The 16,782-nt window shown below is 35.4% G+C and carries 9 protein-coding genes; 4 read left to right on the forward strand and 5 right to left on the reverse strand.

Annotated features, from left to right (window positions below; genetic code table 11):
• Positions 1-94: 94 nt before the first annotated feature.
• The 5 genes from IWX80_RS07270 to IWX80_RS07290 form a co-directional block, all read right to left on the reverse strand.
• The gene (locus IWX80_RS07270) at positions 95-1,900 is read right to left on the reverse strand and encodes a glycoside hydrolase family 13 protein (RefSeq protein WP_334682283.1); all 1,806 of its coding nucleotides are present in this window, start codon (positions 1,898-1,900) and stop codon (positions 95-97) included.
• A gap of 264 nt (positions 1,901-2,164) precedes the next feature.
• Entirely contained in the window at positions 2,165-4,468 is a 2,304-nt protein-coding gene (locus tag IWX80_RS07275) for a glycoside hydrolase family 65 protein (RefSeq protein WP_196852810.1), read from the reverse strand.
• 112 nt (positions 4,469-4,580) lie between these two features.
• On the reverse strand, positions 4,581-5,237 hold the full coding sequence (gene pgmB / locus IWX80_RS07280) for a beta-phosphoglucomutase (RefSeq protein WP_196852811.1): 657 nt from the start codon (positions 5,235-5,237) through the stop codon (positions 4,581-4,583).
• A 2-nt stretch (positions 5,238-5,239) separates the two neighbouring features.
• A complete protein-coding gene (locus tag IWX80_RS07285; RefSeq protein ID WP_196852812.1) occupies positions 5,240-6,601 on the reverse strand; it encodes an MFS transporter in 1,362 nt (453 codons plus the stop codon).
• 190 nt (positions 6,602-6,791) lie between these two features.
• Entirely contained in the window at positions 6,792-7,814 is a 1,023-nt protein-coding gene (locus IWX80_RS07290) for a LacI family DNA-binding transcriptional regulator (protein ID WP_113637605.1), read from the reverse strand.
• A gap of 234 nt (positions 7,815-8,048) precedes the next feature.
• Here IWX80_RS07290 and IWX80_RS07295 point away from each other — a divergent pair, with 234 nt between their 5' ends.
• The 4 genes from IWX80_RS07295 to IWX80_RS07310 all read left to right on the forward strand — a co-directional run bounded on the left by IWX80_RS07295 (position 8,049) and on the right by IWX80_RS07310 (position 16,703).
• Positions 8,049-10,988 (forward strand): SusC/RagA family TonB-linked outer membrane protein, encoded by a 2,940-nt coding sequence (locus IWX80_RS07295; RefSeq protein ID WP_196852813.1) that lies wholly within the window; start codon positions 8,049-8,051, stop codon positions 10,986-10,988.
• A gap of 17 nt (positions 10,989-11,005) precedes the next feature.
• Entirely contained in the window at positions 11,006-12,604 is a 1,599-nt protein-coding gene (locus IWX80_RS07300) for a RagB/SusD family nutrient uptake outer membrane protein (RefSeq protein ID WP_196852814.1), read from the forward strand.
• 23 nt (positions 12,605-12,627) lie between these two features.
• A complete protein-coding gene (locus IWX80_RS07305) occupies positions 12,628-13,740 on the forward strand; it encodes a SusE domain-containing protein (protein WP_196852815.1) in 1,113 nt (370 codons plus the stop codon).
• A gap of 74 nt (positions 13,741-13,814) precedes the next feature.
• Entirely contained in the window at positions 13,815-16,703 is a 2,889-nt protein-coding gene (locus IWX80_RS07310; protein WP_196852816.1) for an alpha-amylase family glycosyl hydrolase, read from the forward strand.
• Positions 16,704-16,782: the final 79 nt, after the last annotated feature.

Genomic DNA, 16,782 nt, shown 5'->3' on the forward strand with positions numbered 1-16,782 from the left:
TTTCTTGATACATATAAGTCATATAAGTTGAAATAATAGCGATACATTTTCTGTCAAGCGCTTTTGTTTTATGCTTTTTCTGATAGAATTTTAATTACTTCAACTCTAAAATCAAAACCGACTTAGGTTCTATTATTATTTCGTTTGTAACGTCAAATGTAAGTTCAGAAATTACATCTTTTCCGGTTTTAAAGTTTTTGATGTTTTCTTTGAAACGATCGGTTTTTACCGTTTTTGTTTCGCTGCTGTTGTTCATTAAAACCATTACCGTTTCATCGTTGTTGTATCTAAAATATACGTAAATATTGTTCTCCGGAATATAATGTGTCATCTGTCCAAAATGAACTGCCGCTTTTGTTTTTCTCCAATTGAATAATTTGGAAGTAAAGTCAAAATATTCACTTTGTCCCGGAGTTCTTCCTTCTTTGACAAAAGCATTATTCTCATCACCTTCCCATCCGCCTGGAAAATCATGCCTAATGTCAGCATCTCCTTTATTTTTATCACCGGCCATTCCTATTTCACTTCCGTAATACAATTGTGGAATCCCGCGAACGGTAGCCATCAAAGTCATTGCCATTTTGTATTTTCGGATGTCATTTCCGTAAGTTTGATTGATGCGATTGGTGTCGTGATTTTCGACAAAAATCAACATATTATTGATATTTGGATACAGAAAATCATTGGTAAAATTGTCATACATTTTCACCATTCCTTTGTCCCAAGTTCCTTCATCTTCGTTGAAAGCTTTGGTAGTTGCTTCATACAAAGTGAAATCCATTACACTTGGCAGATAGGAGTTGTAATTTTGAATTTCAGCAATTTTACTGTCTTTCTGCCAATAGGCCATTTGTGCTTGACTTTGCATCCAAACTTCCCCTACAATATTAAAATTTGGGTATTCATCCGTAATGGATTTTGTCCATTTTGCGATGCCTTTTGGGTCGGAATAATTATAGGTATCTACTCTAAATCCATCCAAATCCGCGTATTCAATCCACCAAATGGCATTTTGAATCAGGTATTTTAAAGTCAAAGGATTTTTTAAATTCAAATCAGGCATCGACGGAACAAACCAACCGTCTATTGCGATTTTTTTATCAATTTCAGCTGCGTTGGTGTCATGGATAACTGTTCTTTTATGATTGGTTTGGGTGTAGGTATCAAAATGATTAATCCACTCTTTGGTAGGTAAATCTTTCATCATCCAATGCTCAATTCCCCAGTGATTCGTCACATAATCCATCACCAGTTTCATGTCTCGTTTGTGCATTTCAGCAGCCAGTCGAACATAATCAGCATTGGTTCCAAAACGAGGATCAATTTTATAAACGTCAGATTGTCCGTAAGTGTGATAGGAATGTTTAGCATCGTTATCTTCACATAGCGGTGTGCTCCAAATGGTTGTTGCACCCAGTTCTGCTATATAATCCAGATTTTTTATAATTCCTTCGATGTCGCCACCGTGTCTTCCGCCCGGTAATTCTCTGTTATATTTTTCTTGGGTCGAATTTTCGCTGTCGTTATTCCTGTTTCCATTGGCAAAACGATCCGGCATCAGTAAATACATCATATCCGAAGAATCGAAACTTTTGCGTTGCGCAGAATTTTCTCTTCTTTTATTTAAAGAATATTTTTGAGTGGACGTTTCTTTGTTTTTGCTTTTAAAGGTAAAAACGAAATCAGATGCCGCAACTTTTTTAGTGTCGATTGTAACAAAAATGTAGTTGGGATTCTCGGTTCTTTTTACGTTGATTATTTTTATCCCATTAGAAACGGTGACTTGGTTTTGAGAAATGTCTTTACCGTAAAAAAGTATCTGCAGTTCTGGATTTTGCATTCCTGCATACCAAAAAGGCGGTTCTACTTTGTCGATTTGAGCATGTAATGTTACAGACATAAAAAAAAGGAATAATGTTATTTTTTTTAGAAAGCTCCTATTTGGGAAAGGTAAAGAAATAATTTTATTCATGGTGAAATAGATTGTTTACATTAAATTTTAATGAGGATTGAAAAAAAGATTGCTGTTTCAGTGGATTATGGATTGGATAATTCAAAAGAGAATCAGACTTATATAAACAATCCCAATGTGTATTGGGATTGTTATTGTGCTTGTTAAGGCTTAAATCAAATAATAGAATAAACTACAAGTTCTAACAATTGCTTATACGGTAACTAAATTCTCAGGCGTAACTACAACGGATTTTCCATTTACAACGATAGCTAATTCTTTATCGCCAACAATTGAGAAAGTAGTTTCATTGTGATTGATTGCTACTTTCAAAATTTGATTTCTGAAATTAATTTTAAACGAGTATCCTTCCCATTCTTTTGGAATTTTTGGAGAGAAATGAAGCGTGTCTTCTTTAACTCTCATTCCGCCAAAACCTTCTACAATACTCATCCAAGTTCCTGCCATAGATGTAATATGACAGCCTTCTTCCACTTCTTTATTGTAATCATCAAGATCCAGACGTGACGTTCTTAAATAGAACGTGTATGCCATATCCATTTTGTCTAATAAAGCGGCTTGAATCGAGTGAACACATGGCGAAAGTGAACTTTCATGAACCGTAAAAGATTCGTAAAATTCAAAGTTGTTTTTTAATTCTTCTTTCGAAAAATGATCTTCAAAGAAATAGAAACATTGTAAAACATCGGCTTGTTTGATGTAAGGCGAACGCAAAATTCTATCCCAAGACCATTTTTGATTGATTGGTCTTTGGCTTTTGTCCAAATCAGCTACGCGAACCAATTCTTTGTCCAAGAAACCGTCTTGTTGCAAATACACGTTATGTTCTTCCGAAAAAGGGAAGTACATATTGTCCGAAACTTTTTTCCAAGATTGTAATTCGGAATCCGATATTTTTACTTTTTCCGTAATTCTTTTGTGGTCTACAGGATATTCCAGAGACACTTTCTGAATTTGTTCGTAGGTATATTCCAAACACCATTTTGCAATATAATTGGTATAGAAATTATTGTTTACGTTGTTCTCGTATTCATTTGGACCCGTAACGCCAAGAATTACGTATTGGTTTAAATTAGTCGAAAAATTAGCTCTTTGATGCCAAAAACGAGCAATTCCTATTAATACTTCCAATCCTTTTTCAGGAATGTAGCTGTAATCTCCAGTGTATCTGTAAAAGTTGTAAATGGCAAATGCAATGGCTCCGTTTCTATGAATTTCTTCAAAAGTAATTTCCCACTCGTTATGACATTCTTCACCGTTCATGGTAACCATTGGATATAAAGCGGCACCGTTAGTAAATCCTAATTTAGCAGCGTTTTCAATGGCTTTGTCCAATTGATTGTAGCGGTACGTCAATAAGTTTCGAGCCACTTCCTGATCTTTCGTCGCCATATAAAACGGAATGCAATAGGCTTCGGTGTCCCAATACGTAGAACCTCCGTACTTTTCGCCAGTGAAACCTTTTGGCCCAATATTTAAACGGGAATCTTTTCCTAAATACGTTTGGTTCAACTGAAAAATATTGAAACGAATTCCTTGTTGTGCTTTTACATCGCCATCAATGGTAATGTCTGACATTTCCCAAATTTTTGCCCAAGCAGCAATTTGGTCCTGTAACATTTGATCATAACCTAATGCTAAAGCGGATTGAATCACTTTTTCGGCAGCAGTAATCGTATTTTCATGGTTTAAAGAAACCGTGTACCCACCAATTTTTTGTATCGATGATTTTTGGCCTTGAGCCACAATTACATCATAGCTAAACTGAATTTTGTCAGCAGTTGCATCAATATTAGAAGGAGAAATTCCTGTTTTTTCACCATTAGTCAAAATGGTGTTTTGCATGAAAGTGGTTGCTTTGAAATGAGTTTTGAACGTTTGAGCAGTTACAAAAGCCTCGTTTCCGGATTTTTTTACGTCAAGCGGTTCCCAAAATTTTTCTTCCCAGTTCGCATCTTCATTGGTTACACCAGCATCAATGTAGGGTTTGTAAATTATTTTGGCATCCTTGTTCAAAGGAGTGATCTCATAATTGATTAGACCAACTTCATCCAAGTTTAACGAAAGGAAGCGACGCACATTTACGGAAATTTCAGTACCGTTTTTTAAAGTCGCTTCAAAAGAACGATGGTACCATCCTTCTTTCATATTTAGTTCACGACGAAAGTTTTTGACATCGGAACAGGTATTCAAATCCAGTTTTTCATCATTGATTTCAATGTCGATTCCAATCCAGTTAGGTGCATTCAAAACTTTGGCAAAATATTCCGGATATCCGTTTTTCCACCAGCCCACTTTGGTTTTATCAGGATAATAAATTCCGGCAATGTAGCTTCCCTGGAATGTTTCACCAGTATAATTTTCTTCAAAATTAGCACGTTGTCCCATGGCACCGTTGCCAATACTGAACAAACTTTCGGATGATTTTACGCTCTCTGCATCAAATCCTTCTTCTATGATGGACCAATTATCCGGTTTTATATAATCTTGATTCATTCTTTACTTTTGTTTAAAGTTTAAAAAGTTTAAGGTTTAGAAGTTTAAAGTTGTTGAAATTTATCACAGTTTTTCTAACCTCTTACTTCTTGTTTCTTTTTATTCTATCTTTTTATTTTCTAATTATTTCTTCTATGAAGTTTGTATCGATGGCTGTAAAATCCTTAAAGATATATTTAGCCTCATGCAAAGTATTTGCTTCACCTATTCCTATGCTGGTCATGTTTCCAATATTTGCCGCTTGAACTCCCGCCACTGAATCTTCAAAAACGATTGAATCCTCCGGTTTTATGTTCAATAACTTTGCAGCCATTAAGAAAACTTCCGGATCCGGTTTGGCATTCGTTACATCATTTCCGTCTACGACAGCATCAAAATAAGATAGCAATCCTGTTTTTTCCAAAATAGGTCTTGCGTTTTTACTGGCTGAACCCAAAGCGATTGGTTGGTTGTTTTCTTTTAAAAACTTTAAAATTTCAAAAACTCCCGGAAGAATCTCGCTTGCATCCATGTCAACTAAATAGGATAAATAGTCCTCATTTTTTTGAACTAACCATCTGTCTTTGTCTTCTTGTGATGCGGTTACTTTTCCTAATTCTAATATGATATCCAAAGAGCGCACGCGGCTGACTCCTTTTAATAATTCATTATGTTCGTGTGTAAATTCGATATTTAATTCAGCAGCGATTTTTTGCCACGCTAAATAATGGTATTTTGCGGTGTCAACAATTACTCCGTCGAGGTCGAATATAAATGCTTTTGTGTTCATTATTATTGTTTTATTACGTCATCAACATCTTTCACTTTAACAACTAAAATTGCAGCAATCAAGAAGCTGACGCCACTGGTCACTAATGCAAATATGGCATTGTCATTGTATACATATTTAACTAATGGTCCGCCAATTAAGGCATTGATAATTTGGGGAATAACGACAAAGAAGTTGAAAATACCCATGTAAACTCCCATTTTCATTGGAGAGATTGATCCGGCTAATATGGCATACGGCATAGATAAAATACTTGCCCAAGCGATTCCAACACCAACCATGGAAAGAATTAACCAGTCTTCATTAGGAACAAAATAGATAGATATTAACCCGATTCCTCCAATAATTAAGGATATAGAGTGTGTTAGTTTTCGACCTATTTTTTTTGCGATATAAGGCAAAGCAAAGGCATAGAATGCCGAAACTAAATTGTAAATTCCAAAAAGGACTCCAACCCAGTCACCAGCGTTTTGGTAAGCTTCACTTTTGCTGTCCGAAATAGGTAAACCATAAATATGATGGGCTATGGCAGGAGTGGTGAAAACCCACATTCCAAAAAGACCAAACCAAGAGAAAAATTGTACCCAGCTTAATTGTCGCATCGTAGTAGGCATTTTTCTGAAATCATCAAAAATGTCCAATAAACTAGATTCTTTTGGATCAGCATCAGTCACTTTAGTTTCCTGATGTGCCATTTCGTCTTCAAATTGTGCTAACTCTTCCGGAGAATATTCTTTGGCAGAAAAAATAGAAACCAGAATAGAAACTACCAGAATAGCCGCTCCTATGACGAAAGATAAAATCAAGTGCATTGGAACCCCGCCATCCTCATCTCTATTTGAAACGCCAAACCAATTCGTTAAAACATAAGGAAGCCAAGACCCGATAACAGCACCAAAACCAATTAATGCGGTTTGTACACTAAATCCAAGAGTTCTTTGGTCGGTTCTTAAGTTGTCTCCCACTAAAGCTCTGAAAGGTTCCATGGCAATGTTGAAAGATGCATCCATAATCATCAGCATTCCGGCACCAACCCATAAGGCAGGTAGAAAAGCGATGAAAATTTCGGCTTGAGGCATTAATATTAATCCAATTGAGGCTAATAAAGCACCTACTAAAAAGAAAGGTTTTCGTCTTCCGAATTTCCCCCACGTTTTGTCGCTGTAATGTCCTATAATGGGCTGAACGATAAGTCCCATAAGAGGGGCAATAATCCAAAACCAGGATAGTTCATGTACATCTGCGCCAAAAATCTGGAGAATTCTGCTGGCATTAGCATTTTGAAGGGCAAAACCCATCTGGATTCCCAAGAAACCGAAACTCATGTTCCAAATTTCCCAGAAACTTAATCTACGCTTTTCCATTATCGTAATTTAAATATTAATACGATAAGCGCTATGCTTATCAAAACTTATCTTATTTTTCGAAGTAAAAGTTAAAGTTTTGAGAGGTAAATATAAAAATATATTTCAAACTTTTGTTTTACGGAAAGAAATTTTGGAGAACTTTTTCTACTACAAGGTTGTAGTAATGAATAATTTAACAAATAATAATTTAATTGGTTGATTCTCTTTCTATCAAATGGGTTTCTATAACTTCGGTTTTGTAGTTTTCATCCTCTTCATCTTCCTCGGATTCGAGTCGGTCAATAAGCATTTTTGCAGCTTTATTTCCCATTTTTATTCCACTCTGACTTACGGTTGTAATAGTAGGAGTAGAATATTTAGAAATTATTCCATCCGTAAAAGCAATAACGGCCAAGTCATTAGGTACATTGAGCCCAATTTTATTAGCGGTTTTGATTATTGTTACTGCAAAAAGTTCATTCACAGCAAAAACAGCATCTATAGCTTTGTCTTCCAATAGTTTTCCAATAGTGATTTCGCAGGTATCTACATCTTCTATTTTGATGATTAGATTCTCATTGAAGGGAATATCGTTGTCCAGCAGTGCTTTGATATAACCATCGGTACGCAATTTTCCTACGCTCACGTAATCAACGGTGGTGACTAATGCGATCTTTTTTCGTCCTTTATCAATCAGGCTTTGTACTGCTTCATAAGCAGCGTATTTATCATCAATAATGACTTTGTCGCAAAGGATATCATTTGTAACTCGGTCAAACATAACAACAGGCATTCCTTGATTGATGACTTCTGTAATATGATGAAAATCGCCTCTGAATTGGGTTTCTTTGGAGAGCGACATGATAAAACCATCGATACTACCGTTGGCCAGCATTTCCATATTTAAGACTTCTTTGTCAAATGAATCGTCTGACAGACAGATGATAACACTATATCCATTTTCATTTGCAACCTGTTCGATTCCATTTATAACTGTCGAGAAAAAATGATGAACAATTTCAGGGATAATAATTCCAATTGTTTTAGTTTTTCTATTTTTTAAACTAAGTGCAATATTGTTTGGTTTATAGTGGTAAAATTTAGCAAATGCCTGCACTTTAAGTCTGGTTTCTTCGCCGATTTCGAGACTGTTTCGTAAGGACTTAGAAACGGTGGAAATGGAAACGTCTAATTCTTTGGCAATTTGTTTAAGCGTTATTTTCCTTTTCATAGTAGTTTTTGGTAAAAATTTATTTCGTAATAAAGGTAAAATTTAATTTTACAAATGGTAATTAAAGTCGTAAAAATTTCAATAAATCAGAAAGTTTTCAACACTATTACGTTTTCGTAACTCAATAAAAAATTGCCTTTGTCGAGCGTGACAAAATTTACATAAATTTAACATTCGAAGTATAAGTTAATGTTAAAAACTCAAAAAAAAATTAAATTAAATTAAACAAAAAGTATGAAAACAATTTATAAAAAGTTGTTAATTTTAGTACTGCTAATCCCTTTTAGTGTTCTGGCTCAGAATACTGTTGGCGGAACGGTTCTTGATAAAGCATCAGGGCAACCAATTCCGGGGGTGAACGTAAATGTACAAGGTGCCGCTAATGGTGTTTCTACTGATTTTGATGGTAAATATCAGTTATCAAATGTAAAAAGAGGAGATAAAATCGTTTTCTCTTACATAGGATATAAGAATACTGTAGTGGATTATGTTGCTCAAAATTCATTAAACGTATCTTTGGAAGAAGATGCTAATCAATTAAAAGAAGTCGTAATTCAAGTGGGTTACGGTACAGTTAAGAAGAAAGATGCTACAGGAGCTGTAACAGTTTTGACTACAAAAGATTTTAATAAAGGGCCTGTAACATCTGCAGATCAAATGATTCAAGGTAAAGTTGCTGGTTTGCAAATCATCAACGGTGGAGGTTCTCCAGGTGAAGGTGCAAGCATAAGAATCAGAAGTGGATCTTCATTATCAGCAAACAATGATCCTTTATATGTAATTGATGGTGTGCCAGTTGCTGCTGGTGGAGTAGAAGGAAGTAGAAATCCATTATCTACGATTAACCAAAATAACATTGAATCTATTTCGGTTTTGAAAGATGCTTCAGCAACTGCAATTTACGGATCTCGTGCATCTAATGGTGTAATTATCATTACTACGAAAAAAGGAAAAGCAGGTGACTTACAAATAAACTACAACGGAAATTTTCAAGTATCTGAAATTACAAACAAAGTAGATGCTTTGTCAAGTACTCAATTTAGAGATTTTGTAACGGCTAACGGAAATGCTGCACAAATAGCTTTAATGGGTGCTGCTGATACAGATTGGCAAAATGAAATCTACAGAACCGCTATTGGTACAGATCATAACATTTCATTAAGTGGTGGTTCTGATAATATAGTATACAGAGCATCTGTAGGATATGCGAATTTAAATGGTATCTTGAAAAGAGATAACATGGAACGTACTACATTATCTGCCGGGGTTACTGGTAACTTCTTAGATAATCATTTAAAAATTGAATTGAATAATAACACGTCTCTTATAAATAGTAATTACAGTAATCGTGGTGCTATTGGTTCAGCGATTCGATTTGACCCAACACAGCCAGTAAGAAATGCTGATGGAACTTTTTTCCAATGGTATACTTCACCAACTGAAATAAACCAATTGTCAGGAAGAAATCCATTGTCTCAAATTGAACAACAAAATAGCTTTGGAACTGCATATAGAAGTATTGGAAACATCCAAACAGAATATAAAATGCATTTTTTACCGGAATTGAAAGCGGTTGCTAATCTTGGTTACGATCAATTAACAGGTAGATCTTTTGGTAATACTGAAGCAAATTTTTTAAATGGGCTTTCAGGTTCTGGATTTAACAATACATACGAAAGAACACAATCTCGTTTCAATAAATTGATGGATTTATTTTTGAATTATAACAAAAAAGTAGAATCAATTAATACCGTTTTTGATGTAACAGGAGGATATTCATACCAAGATTTTAGAGAGTCATTTAATTCTTCGAATTTTAATTTTCAAAGTAAAAATACTACTATTGATCCTAATTTCCCGTCTCGTATCAACTTGCAATCTTTTTTTGCAAGAACAAACATCAGTATTGCTGACAAGTATTTATTGACTTTGTCTTACAGACGTGATGGTACTTCAAGATTTACAGAAGAAAATCGTTGGGCAAATTTCCCTGCTGTTGCTTTAGCTTGGAAATTGAATGAGGAAAACTTCTTGAAAGACGTAACAAGTATATCTACATTGAAACTTCGTGGAGGTTGGGGTATTACTGGACAACAGGATATTGGAATCAGTTATCCTTCAATTCCTTTATATCTTGCTTCTAATAGTGCTGCTCAATACCAGTTTGGAAGTGATTTTTATACTACTTACAGACCACAACCGTATAACAGTAATTTGAAATGGGAACAAACGACTACTGTAAATGCAGGTTTAGATTTTGGATTTGTAAACAATAGAATTACTGGTAGTGTTGATTTATACAAAAGAACTACTGAAGATTTATTATTGTACACGCAAAATCCTTCTTTCTTCGGGTTTTCAAATTTTGACAACTATAACGTAGGAACAATTGAAAATAAGGGTATTGAGATTGCTGGAGAAGTAATTCCAGTTCGTACAGATGATTTTGAATGGAGAGTTGGCGGTAACGTAACATTCCAAGATTCTAAAATTACAAAGTTGACTACTACACAACCAAATACTCCAGGAATTAATGTTGGAGGTTATGAGGGTGCTACTGGAAATTTTATTCAGAATCACCAAGTAGGATATGCGCCAAGTTCATTTTATGTTTATGAGCAAGCGTATGGTGTAAACGGGCAACCTTTAGATGGAGTATTTATCGACAGAAATCAAGATGGAATTGTATCAGAGTTGGATAAATACCGTTTTCACAAACCAGCAGCGGACGTTTTCTACGGATTTAATACTAGCGTAACCTACAAAAACTTTGATATGGGAATGAACTGGAGAGGATCTTGGGGTAACTACAATTACAACAACGTAGATTCAAGTAAAGGTTCTTTCAATAACATTTTAATTAGAAATACAGATTTATCTAATGGTGTTGAAAATCTTTTGGAAACTGGTTTCAGATCAAATGATACCAAACGTTTCGAATCAGATTACTACATTCAAGATGCCTCTTTTATTAGATTGGACAACGTAAGTGTTGGATATACTTTTAATCAAAAAGAGAATGCTTCTTCATTAGTTAAATTGACATTATCAGCGCAAAATGTATTGTTACTAACTAAATATGAAGGATTAGATCCAGAAATTTCTGGAGGTATAGATAGTAATTTATACCCACGACCAATAACTTTCACGTTAGGTTTAAACGTTAATTTCTAATACAAATAAAGAGAAAAATGAAAAAGACAAAAATAAAAGTATTGGGTATTTCTTTGTTACTGTTGGTGATGTTATTCCCATCGTGTACAGATGATTTAAGCCAATCTCCGGAAAGCAATGTTGCTGTTCCTGGAGAAGAATTTTTTAGCACGCCAGAATCGTATAAACAAAATTTAGCGAAACTTTATGCAGGATTTGCTACTTCAGGTCAAACGGCAGCAGGTTCACCTGATATCTCCGGAATTGATGAGGGAGAAAGCCAGTATATTAGAGGTTTCTGGTTAATGCAGGAATTGACAACAGACGAAGCAGTTATTGCATGGAATGACGGAACAATAAAAGACCTACATTCACAAACATGGACTTCTTTAGACCGTTTTATCACAGCAACATTTGCACGTTTTTCGTTCCAAATTGTAAACTGTAATGAGTTTCTAAGACAAACTACTGATGAAAAATTAGCTGCAAGAGGTCTTGATGCTGCTTTGATAGCAGAGATTAAAACCTACAGAGCTGAAGCACGTTTCATTAGAGCATTCACTTATTGGCATTTAATTGACATGTATGGTGGAGGTTCTTTGGTAACTGAAAATTCTCCAACGAGTTTTTACTATCCTGAATATGCTACAAGAGCAGAATTATACAAGTTTGTTGATGAAGAATTAACGGCTATTACTCCAGAATTGAAAGCGCCTAAATCAAATGAGGCGTATCGCGTGGACCAAGCAGCAGCCTGGATGTTACAAGCTAAATTGTACATGAATGCTAAAGTATACATTGGTACTGATAACTATGCAGGAGCATTGCCATTAATCAATAAAGTAATTGGATCAGGTTATGCTTTGCATAATAACTACAACCAATTGTTTTTTGCTGATAATGATAGAAACGGAGCTCAAAACGAATTCATTTTCACAATTGCTTTTGATGGTCTTAGAACGCAAACGTATGGTGGAACTACTTTCTTAACGCATGCACCAGTTGGTGGTTCTATGAAAGCTTCTGAATTTGGAATCAATGGTGGTTGGGCTGGTATCAGAACTACATCAGCATTTGTTGACAAGTTTAGTGCAAATACTACGGATGCAAGGGGTCAATTTTATACCGATGGACAAACTAAGGAAATAGTTGATATTAGTAATTTTACTGATGGTTACGCCATTCAAAAATTTAGAAATATAGATGTAAACGGTGTTCAAGGTTCTGACAAATCAGGAGATTTCTCAGATTCTGATTTTCCAATGTTCCGTTTGGCAGATGCTTATTTAATGTATGCTGAATGTGCGGTAGTTGGTAAAGTAGGAGATCTTGGAACTGCCAGAGGATATGTAAATGCTTTGAGAACCAGAGCAAATGCTTCAACAATATCTTCTCTTACTGCTGATGCTGCAGGTGCAAACTTAATTCTTGACGAAAGAGCAAAAGAACTTCACTGGGAAGGACATAGAAGAACGGATTTAATTCGTTTTGGTAAATTTTCAGGTGGTAGTTATTTATGGCCTTGGAAAGGAAATGTAGCTGGTGGAGCACCAACTCAAGCGTTTAGAAATTTATTTCCTATTCCTGCTACAGCATTGTCATCAAACAGTAAATTACAACAAAACCCTGGATATTAATAACTATAAAAAATAATTAAAAAATGAAAAATATAACGAAATCAGTAATTGCTTTATTTGCGGTACTTGCCTTGTCTTGTAGCGTCGAGGATGTAGAAGATAGACCAGTAATTCAGGGAATTGATACTCCTGAATTAGTTGCGCCAGAAAATGATAAATCATACGTATTATTAGAAGAAAATGCTGATGATGTTGCAGAACGTTTTGTATGGACCAAAGCAACTTATGATGGCGATGTTGAGATAGGATACAAACTTTTAATCGATGTTAAAGGGGGCGATTTTGCTAATGCAATTGAATTAGGAGGAACTTCTGGTGCAACTCAAGTCGAAGTATCTGTAAAAACGTTGAATCAAGCGGTAATTGAATTAGGTGGTACTCCTGATGAGTTAGGCTCTTATGATATCAAAGTAATGTCAAGTTTGGCAGGAATAGAAAAAATGATGTCTGAAACGCCATTAACTATTTTAGTTAATGCTTATACAGGATTAATTCCTTACGAATTCACAGATTGGTATTTTGTAGGTGATGCAACTGCTTCAGGATGGAATAATAACAACAACAACCAACCATTATTTAGAAGTGGAACAAATCCTAATTTATATCAATTCACAGGATTCTTTAAAGCTGGCGCTTTCAAATTGATTTCTACACCTGGACAATGGGCTCCAATGTATGGTAAAGGTGATAATGGAGCTATCGTGGCTAGACCTACAGAAGCTGATCCAGATCCAGCATCTTTTGAGATCGCAACGGAGGGATACTATACTTTCACAATGAATACTGAAACGTTAAAATATACATTAGTAGCTTATAATGCAGCTTCAGCGACAACTTTCACCACGGTAGGTATTATTGGAGATAGCACACCTCTAGGATGGGATGCTTCGACAGCATTAACGCAATCTACATTTAATTCTCATGTTTGGTCATTAAACGTATTGCCGTTGAATGATGGTAAAGCTAAATTTAGAGCAAATAATGCATGGGACGTAAGTTGGGGTGGAAACACTGCTTTTTCTGCATTCCCAAACAACGGAACAAGCTCAGGAGATTTACCAGTTGCTAAATCAAAATATAAAATCTATTTCAATGATTTAGATGGTAGTTATTTGATGATTCCTAATCAAGAATAATTTATTTCAAAAAATTTAAGGGCTATCTGTGGGTAGCCCTTTTTTTTAGTTTTTAATTTAATTAACGCTAAACCATGAAAAAAACTATACTTTATATATTATTTTTTCTCTCTATTGTAGCCACTGCGCAGCAACAGTCGATTCCTTACACAGTGAGTCCGACAACGTTTGAAGAAACAACATCTATTACCATTACGGTCAATGGTGCTTCAGTAAATGAAGGTGCTTGGGGAGTTACCGGAAATGCATTATATATGTGGACCTGGTCTTTTGATATTAATGATGCGAACAGTATTGACTGCCCTACTAATGGCACATGGACCTCATCTAACGAGGCGAATCGTTTTGTCTATAATTCGGCCACAGATACTTATACTAAAACATTCACACCAAATGTTTTCTATAACAGAAACGGAATAGGCAGAATTGGATTTCTTGTAAAAGCTAAGGATGGAACAGGTGATAAAAAATCCCAAGATAATTTTATTGAAGTTGGTGCCTACCAAGTGACACTAAATTTACCAGCAGAAAATGGTTCAACAATTATTGCCTCAGGCGGGAGTTTGAACATTGCAGCTACTAATACAGGTGGAAATGCCAGTTATGTTTTAAAGGCAAATGGGACAACTATAAACACAAATACAGCTACTTCTAGCTACGCTTTTAATCACACAAATATAACAGGGAATCAAAACTACGAATTGCAAGTTACTCAAGGGACAACCGTAATCACTAAAAAGTTTAGTGCTATAGTGAATCCAAATGTGGTTAGTGAAGCTATGCCAGCAGGTTTATTAGACGGAATCAATTATAATTCTGCCGATGCTACAAAAGCAACTTTGGTTTTGGATGCTCCGTTCAAAGATTTTATTTACGTAGCGGGAAGTTTCAACAATTGGCAACCAACAGGTTCTTTTGCCATGAAAAAAGATCCGGCTTCGGGGAAATTTTGGTTAGAATTAACCGGATTGGTTTCAGGAACAAATTATACGTACCAATATTGGGTAGTTGATGCAACACCTATTGCTGGAACGCCTTCTTTAGTAAAAACTGCCGATCCATATTCGACTTTAGTATTGTCTCCTGATGACGATCCTTATATTCCTGCTTCGAGTTATCCAAATCTTCCGGCGTACCCTGCAGGTCAGCAGCGTGAAGTAACGGTTTTGCAAACAGGAAAAACACCTTACGCTTGGAGTAGTGCCACTACAAATTTTGTTAAGCCTGCAAAAGAAAAGCTGGTGGTTTACGAATTGTTAGTACGTGATTTTGATGCTAATAGAAGCTATCAGGACCTAATTGATAAAATCGATTATTTCAAAAACTTGAAAATAAATGCGATTGAGTTAATGCCTGTAATGGAATACGAAGGAAACGAAAGTTGGGGTTACAATACCTCTTTTCACATGGCTTTGGATAAATTCTACGGAACTTCTGATAAGTTAAAAGAATTTGTGGATTTATGCCATCAAAACGGAATTGCTGTAATTCTAGATGTTGCTTTAAATCATGCTTTTGGAAGAAATCCAATGCTTCGTATGTGGATGAATGATCCTGATGGCGACGGCTGGGGTTCTCCATCAACTGAAAATCCTTATTTTAATACAACAGCGATGCACAGTTATAGTGTAGGAGAAGATTTTAATCATCAACAACCAAGAACACAAAACTATGTGCAACGTGTCATTAAACAATGGGTTGAAGAATATAAAATTGATGGTTTCCGTTGGGATTTAACCAAAGGTTTTACACAAAATTGTCCAGCGAACGTAGCAGGCGGTCAAGAAAACTGTACGGGTATCAAACAACAAGATAGAGTAGATGTATTACGAAAGTATGCGGATTATTCTTGGAATTTAGATCCAAATCACTACGTTATTTTCGAACATTTAGGAGTTAATGATGAAGAACAACTATGGGCAAATTACAGATTGAATGAAACGCCAAGTAAAGGGGTGATGATGTGGGGAATAATGACGTTTGATTATAACAACCTTACAAAAGGATATGCGGGTAATATTTCAAGAATGAGTTCATCAAGCCGAGGATTTACTGCGCACCGATTGATGGGGTATGCAGAAAGTCATGATGAGGAGCGCTTAATGTATAATAATTTACAATCTGGAAATAATTCAACTGCAGACCATAATGTAAGAACACTAAATATAGCTTTGTCAAGAATGTCAGCTTTGGGTGCTGTTTCTTTGTTGGTTCCAGGACCAAAAATGATTTGGCAGTTCGGAGAACTAGGATGGGAAAAATCTATTTTTTCTTGTAACAATGGCACCGTGAATTCTCCTTCGGATGCAACATCAGGAGATTGTAAATTAGATACTAAGCCACAACCGCAATGGGCGACTAATTGGCTTGGTGACACCAACAGAAGTAAAATTTATGATGATTGGGCTAAAATGATTACTATGAAGACAATGGAACCTGTGTTTTCAGGAACTGTGACAATAAATAATTCCAGCTCGTTATTTCCAAATATTAAAATTACCAACAGTGCATTAGCATCAACCCAACTGAAAGATGTGTTGATTGTAGCTAATTTTAATGTTATTCCTCAAAACGTTCCTTCAGGATTTCCATACACTGGAACTTGGTACAATTTGATGGATAATACCTCTATCAATGTTATTAGTACATCGGCTGCAATTACGTTACAGCCAGGAGAATTTAAAATCTATGGTAACAAGACAGCATCATTAGCAATAGCGGATTACGAAAAATCACCAACGATTGTGTTGTATCCAAATCCAGCGTCTGATTATTTCACATTGAATGAAACAACTTCTAAAGTGCAGATTTTTTCTATCACTGGACAATTGGTAAAAAGTTTTGATGCTAATAAAACGGCAGGAACTCAATTCTCGATTAGTGATTTGAATCAAGGACTTTACATCGTAAAAGCATTTGATGAAAATAATGAAATGAAAGTATTGAAACTGTTGAAAAATTAAGAATACGTTGAATTAGTGAAAAACGGCTGTCCCTAAAAAGGCAGCCGTTTTTGTATAAAAAAAACTGCTCCAGAAATGA

Origin of the sequence: Flavobacterium sp. CAN_S2, assembly GCF_015752255.1 — a bacterium.
Taxonomy (GTDB): Bacteria; Bacteroidota; Bacteroidia; order Flavobacteriales; family Flavobacteriaceae; genus Flavobacterium.

Bases quoted from the DNA above. Each gene is read 5' to 3' on its own strand.
- IWX80_RS07270 (WP_334682283.1), bottom strand. From the start codon at position 1,900: ATGTCTGTAACATTACATGCTCAAATCGACAAAGTAGAACCGCCTTTT.
- IWX80_RS07275 (WP_196852810.1), bottom strand. From the start codon at position 4,468: ATGAATCAAGATTATATAAAACCGGATAATTGGTCCATCATAGAAGAA.
- pgmB (WP_196852811.1), bottom strand. From the start codon at position 5,237: ATGAACACAAAAGCATTTATATTCGACCTCGACGGAGTAATTGTTGAC.
- IWX80_RS07285 (WP_196852812.1), bottom strand. From the start codon at position 6,601: ATGGAAAAGCGTAGATTAAGTTTCTGGGAAATTTGGAACATGAGTTTC.
- IWX80_RS07290 (WP_113637605.1), bottom strand. From the start codon at position 7,814: ATGAAAAGGAAAATAACGCTTAAACAAATTGCCAAAGAATTAGACGTT.
- IWX80_RS07295 (WP_196852813.1), top strand. From the start codon at position 8,049: ATGAAAACAATTTATAAAAAGTTGTTAATTTTAGTACTGCTAATCCCT.
- IWX80_RS07300 (WP_196852814.1), top strand. From the start codon at position 11,006: ATGAAAAAGACAAAAATAAAAGTATTGGGTATTTCTTTGTTACTGTTG.
- IWX80_RS07305 (WP_196852815.1), top strand. From the start codon at position 12,628: ATGAAAAATATAACGAAATCAGTAATTGCTTTATTTGCGGTACTTGCC.
- IWX80_RS07310 (WP_196852816.1), top strand. From the start codon at position 13,815: ATGAAAAAAACTATACTTTATATATTATTTTTTCTCTCTATTGTAGCC.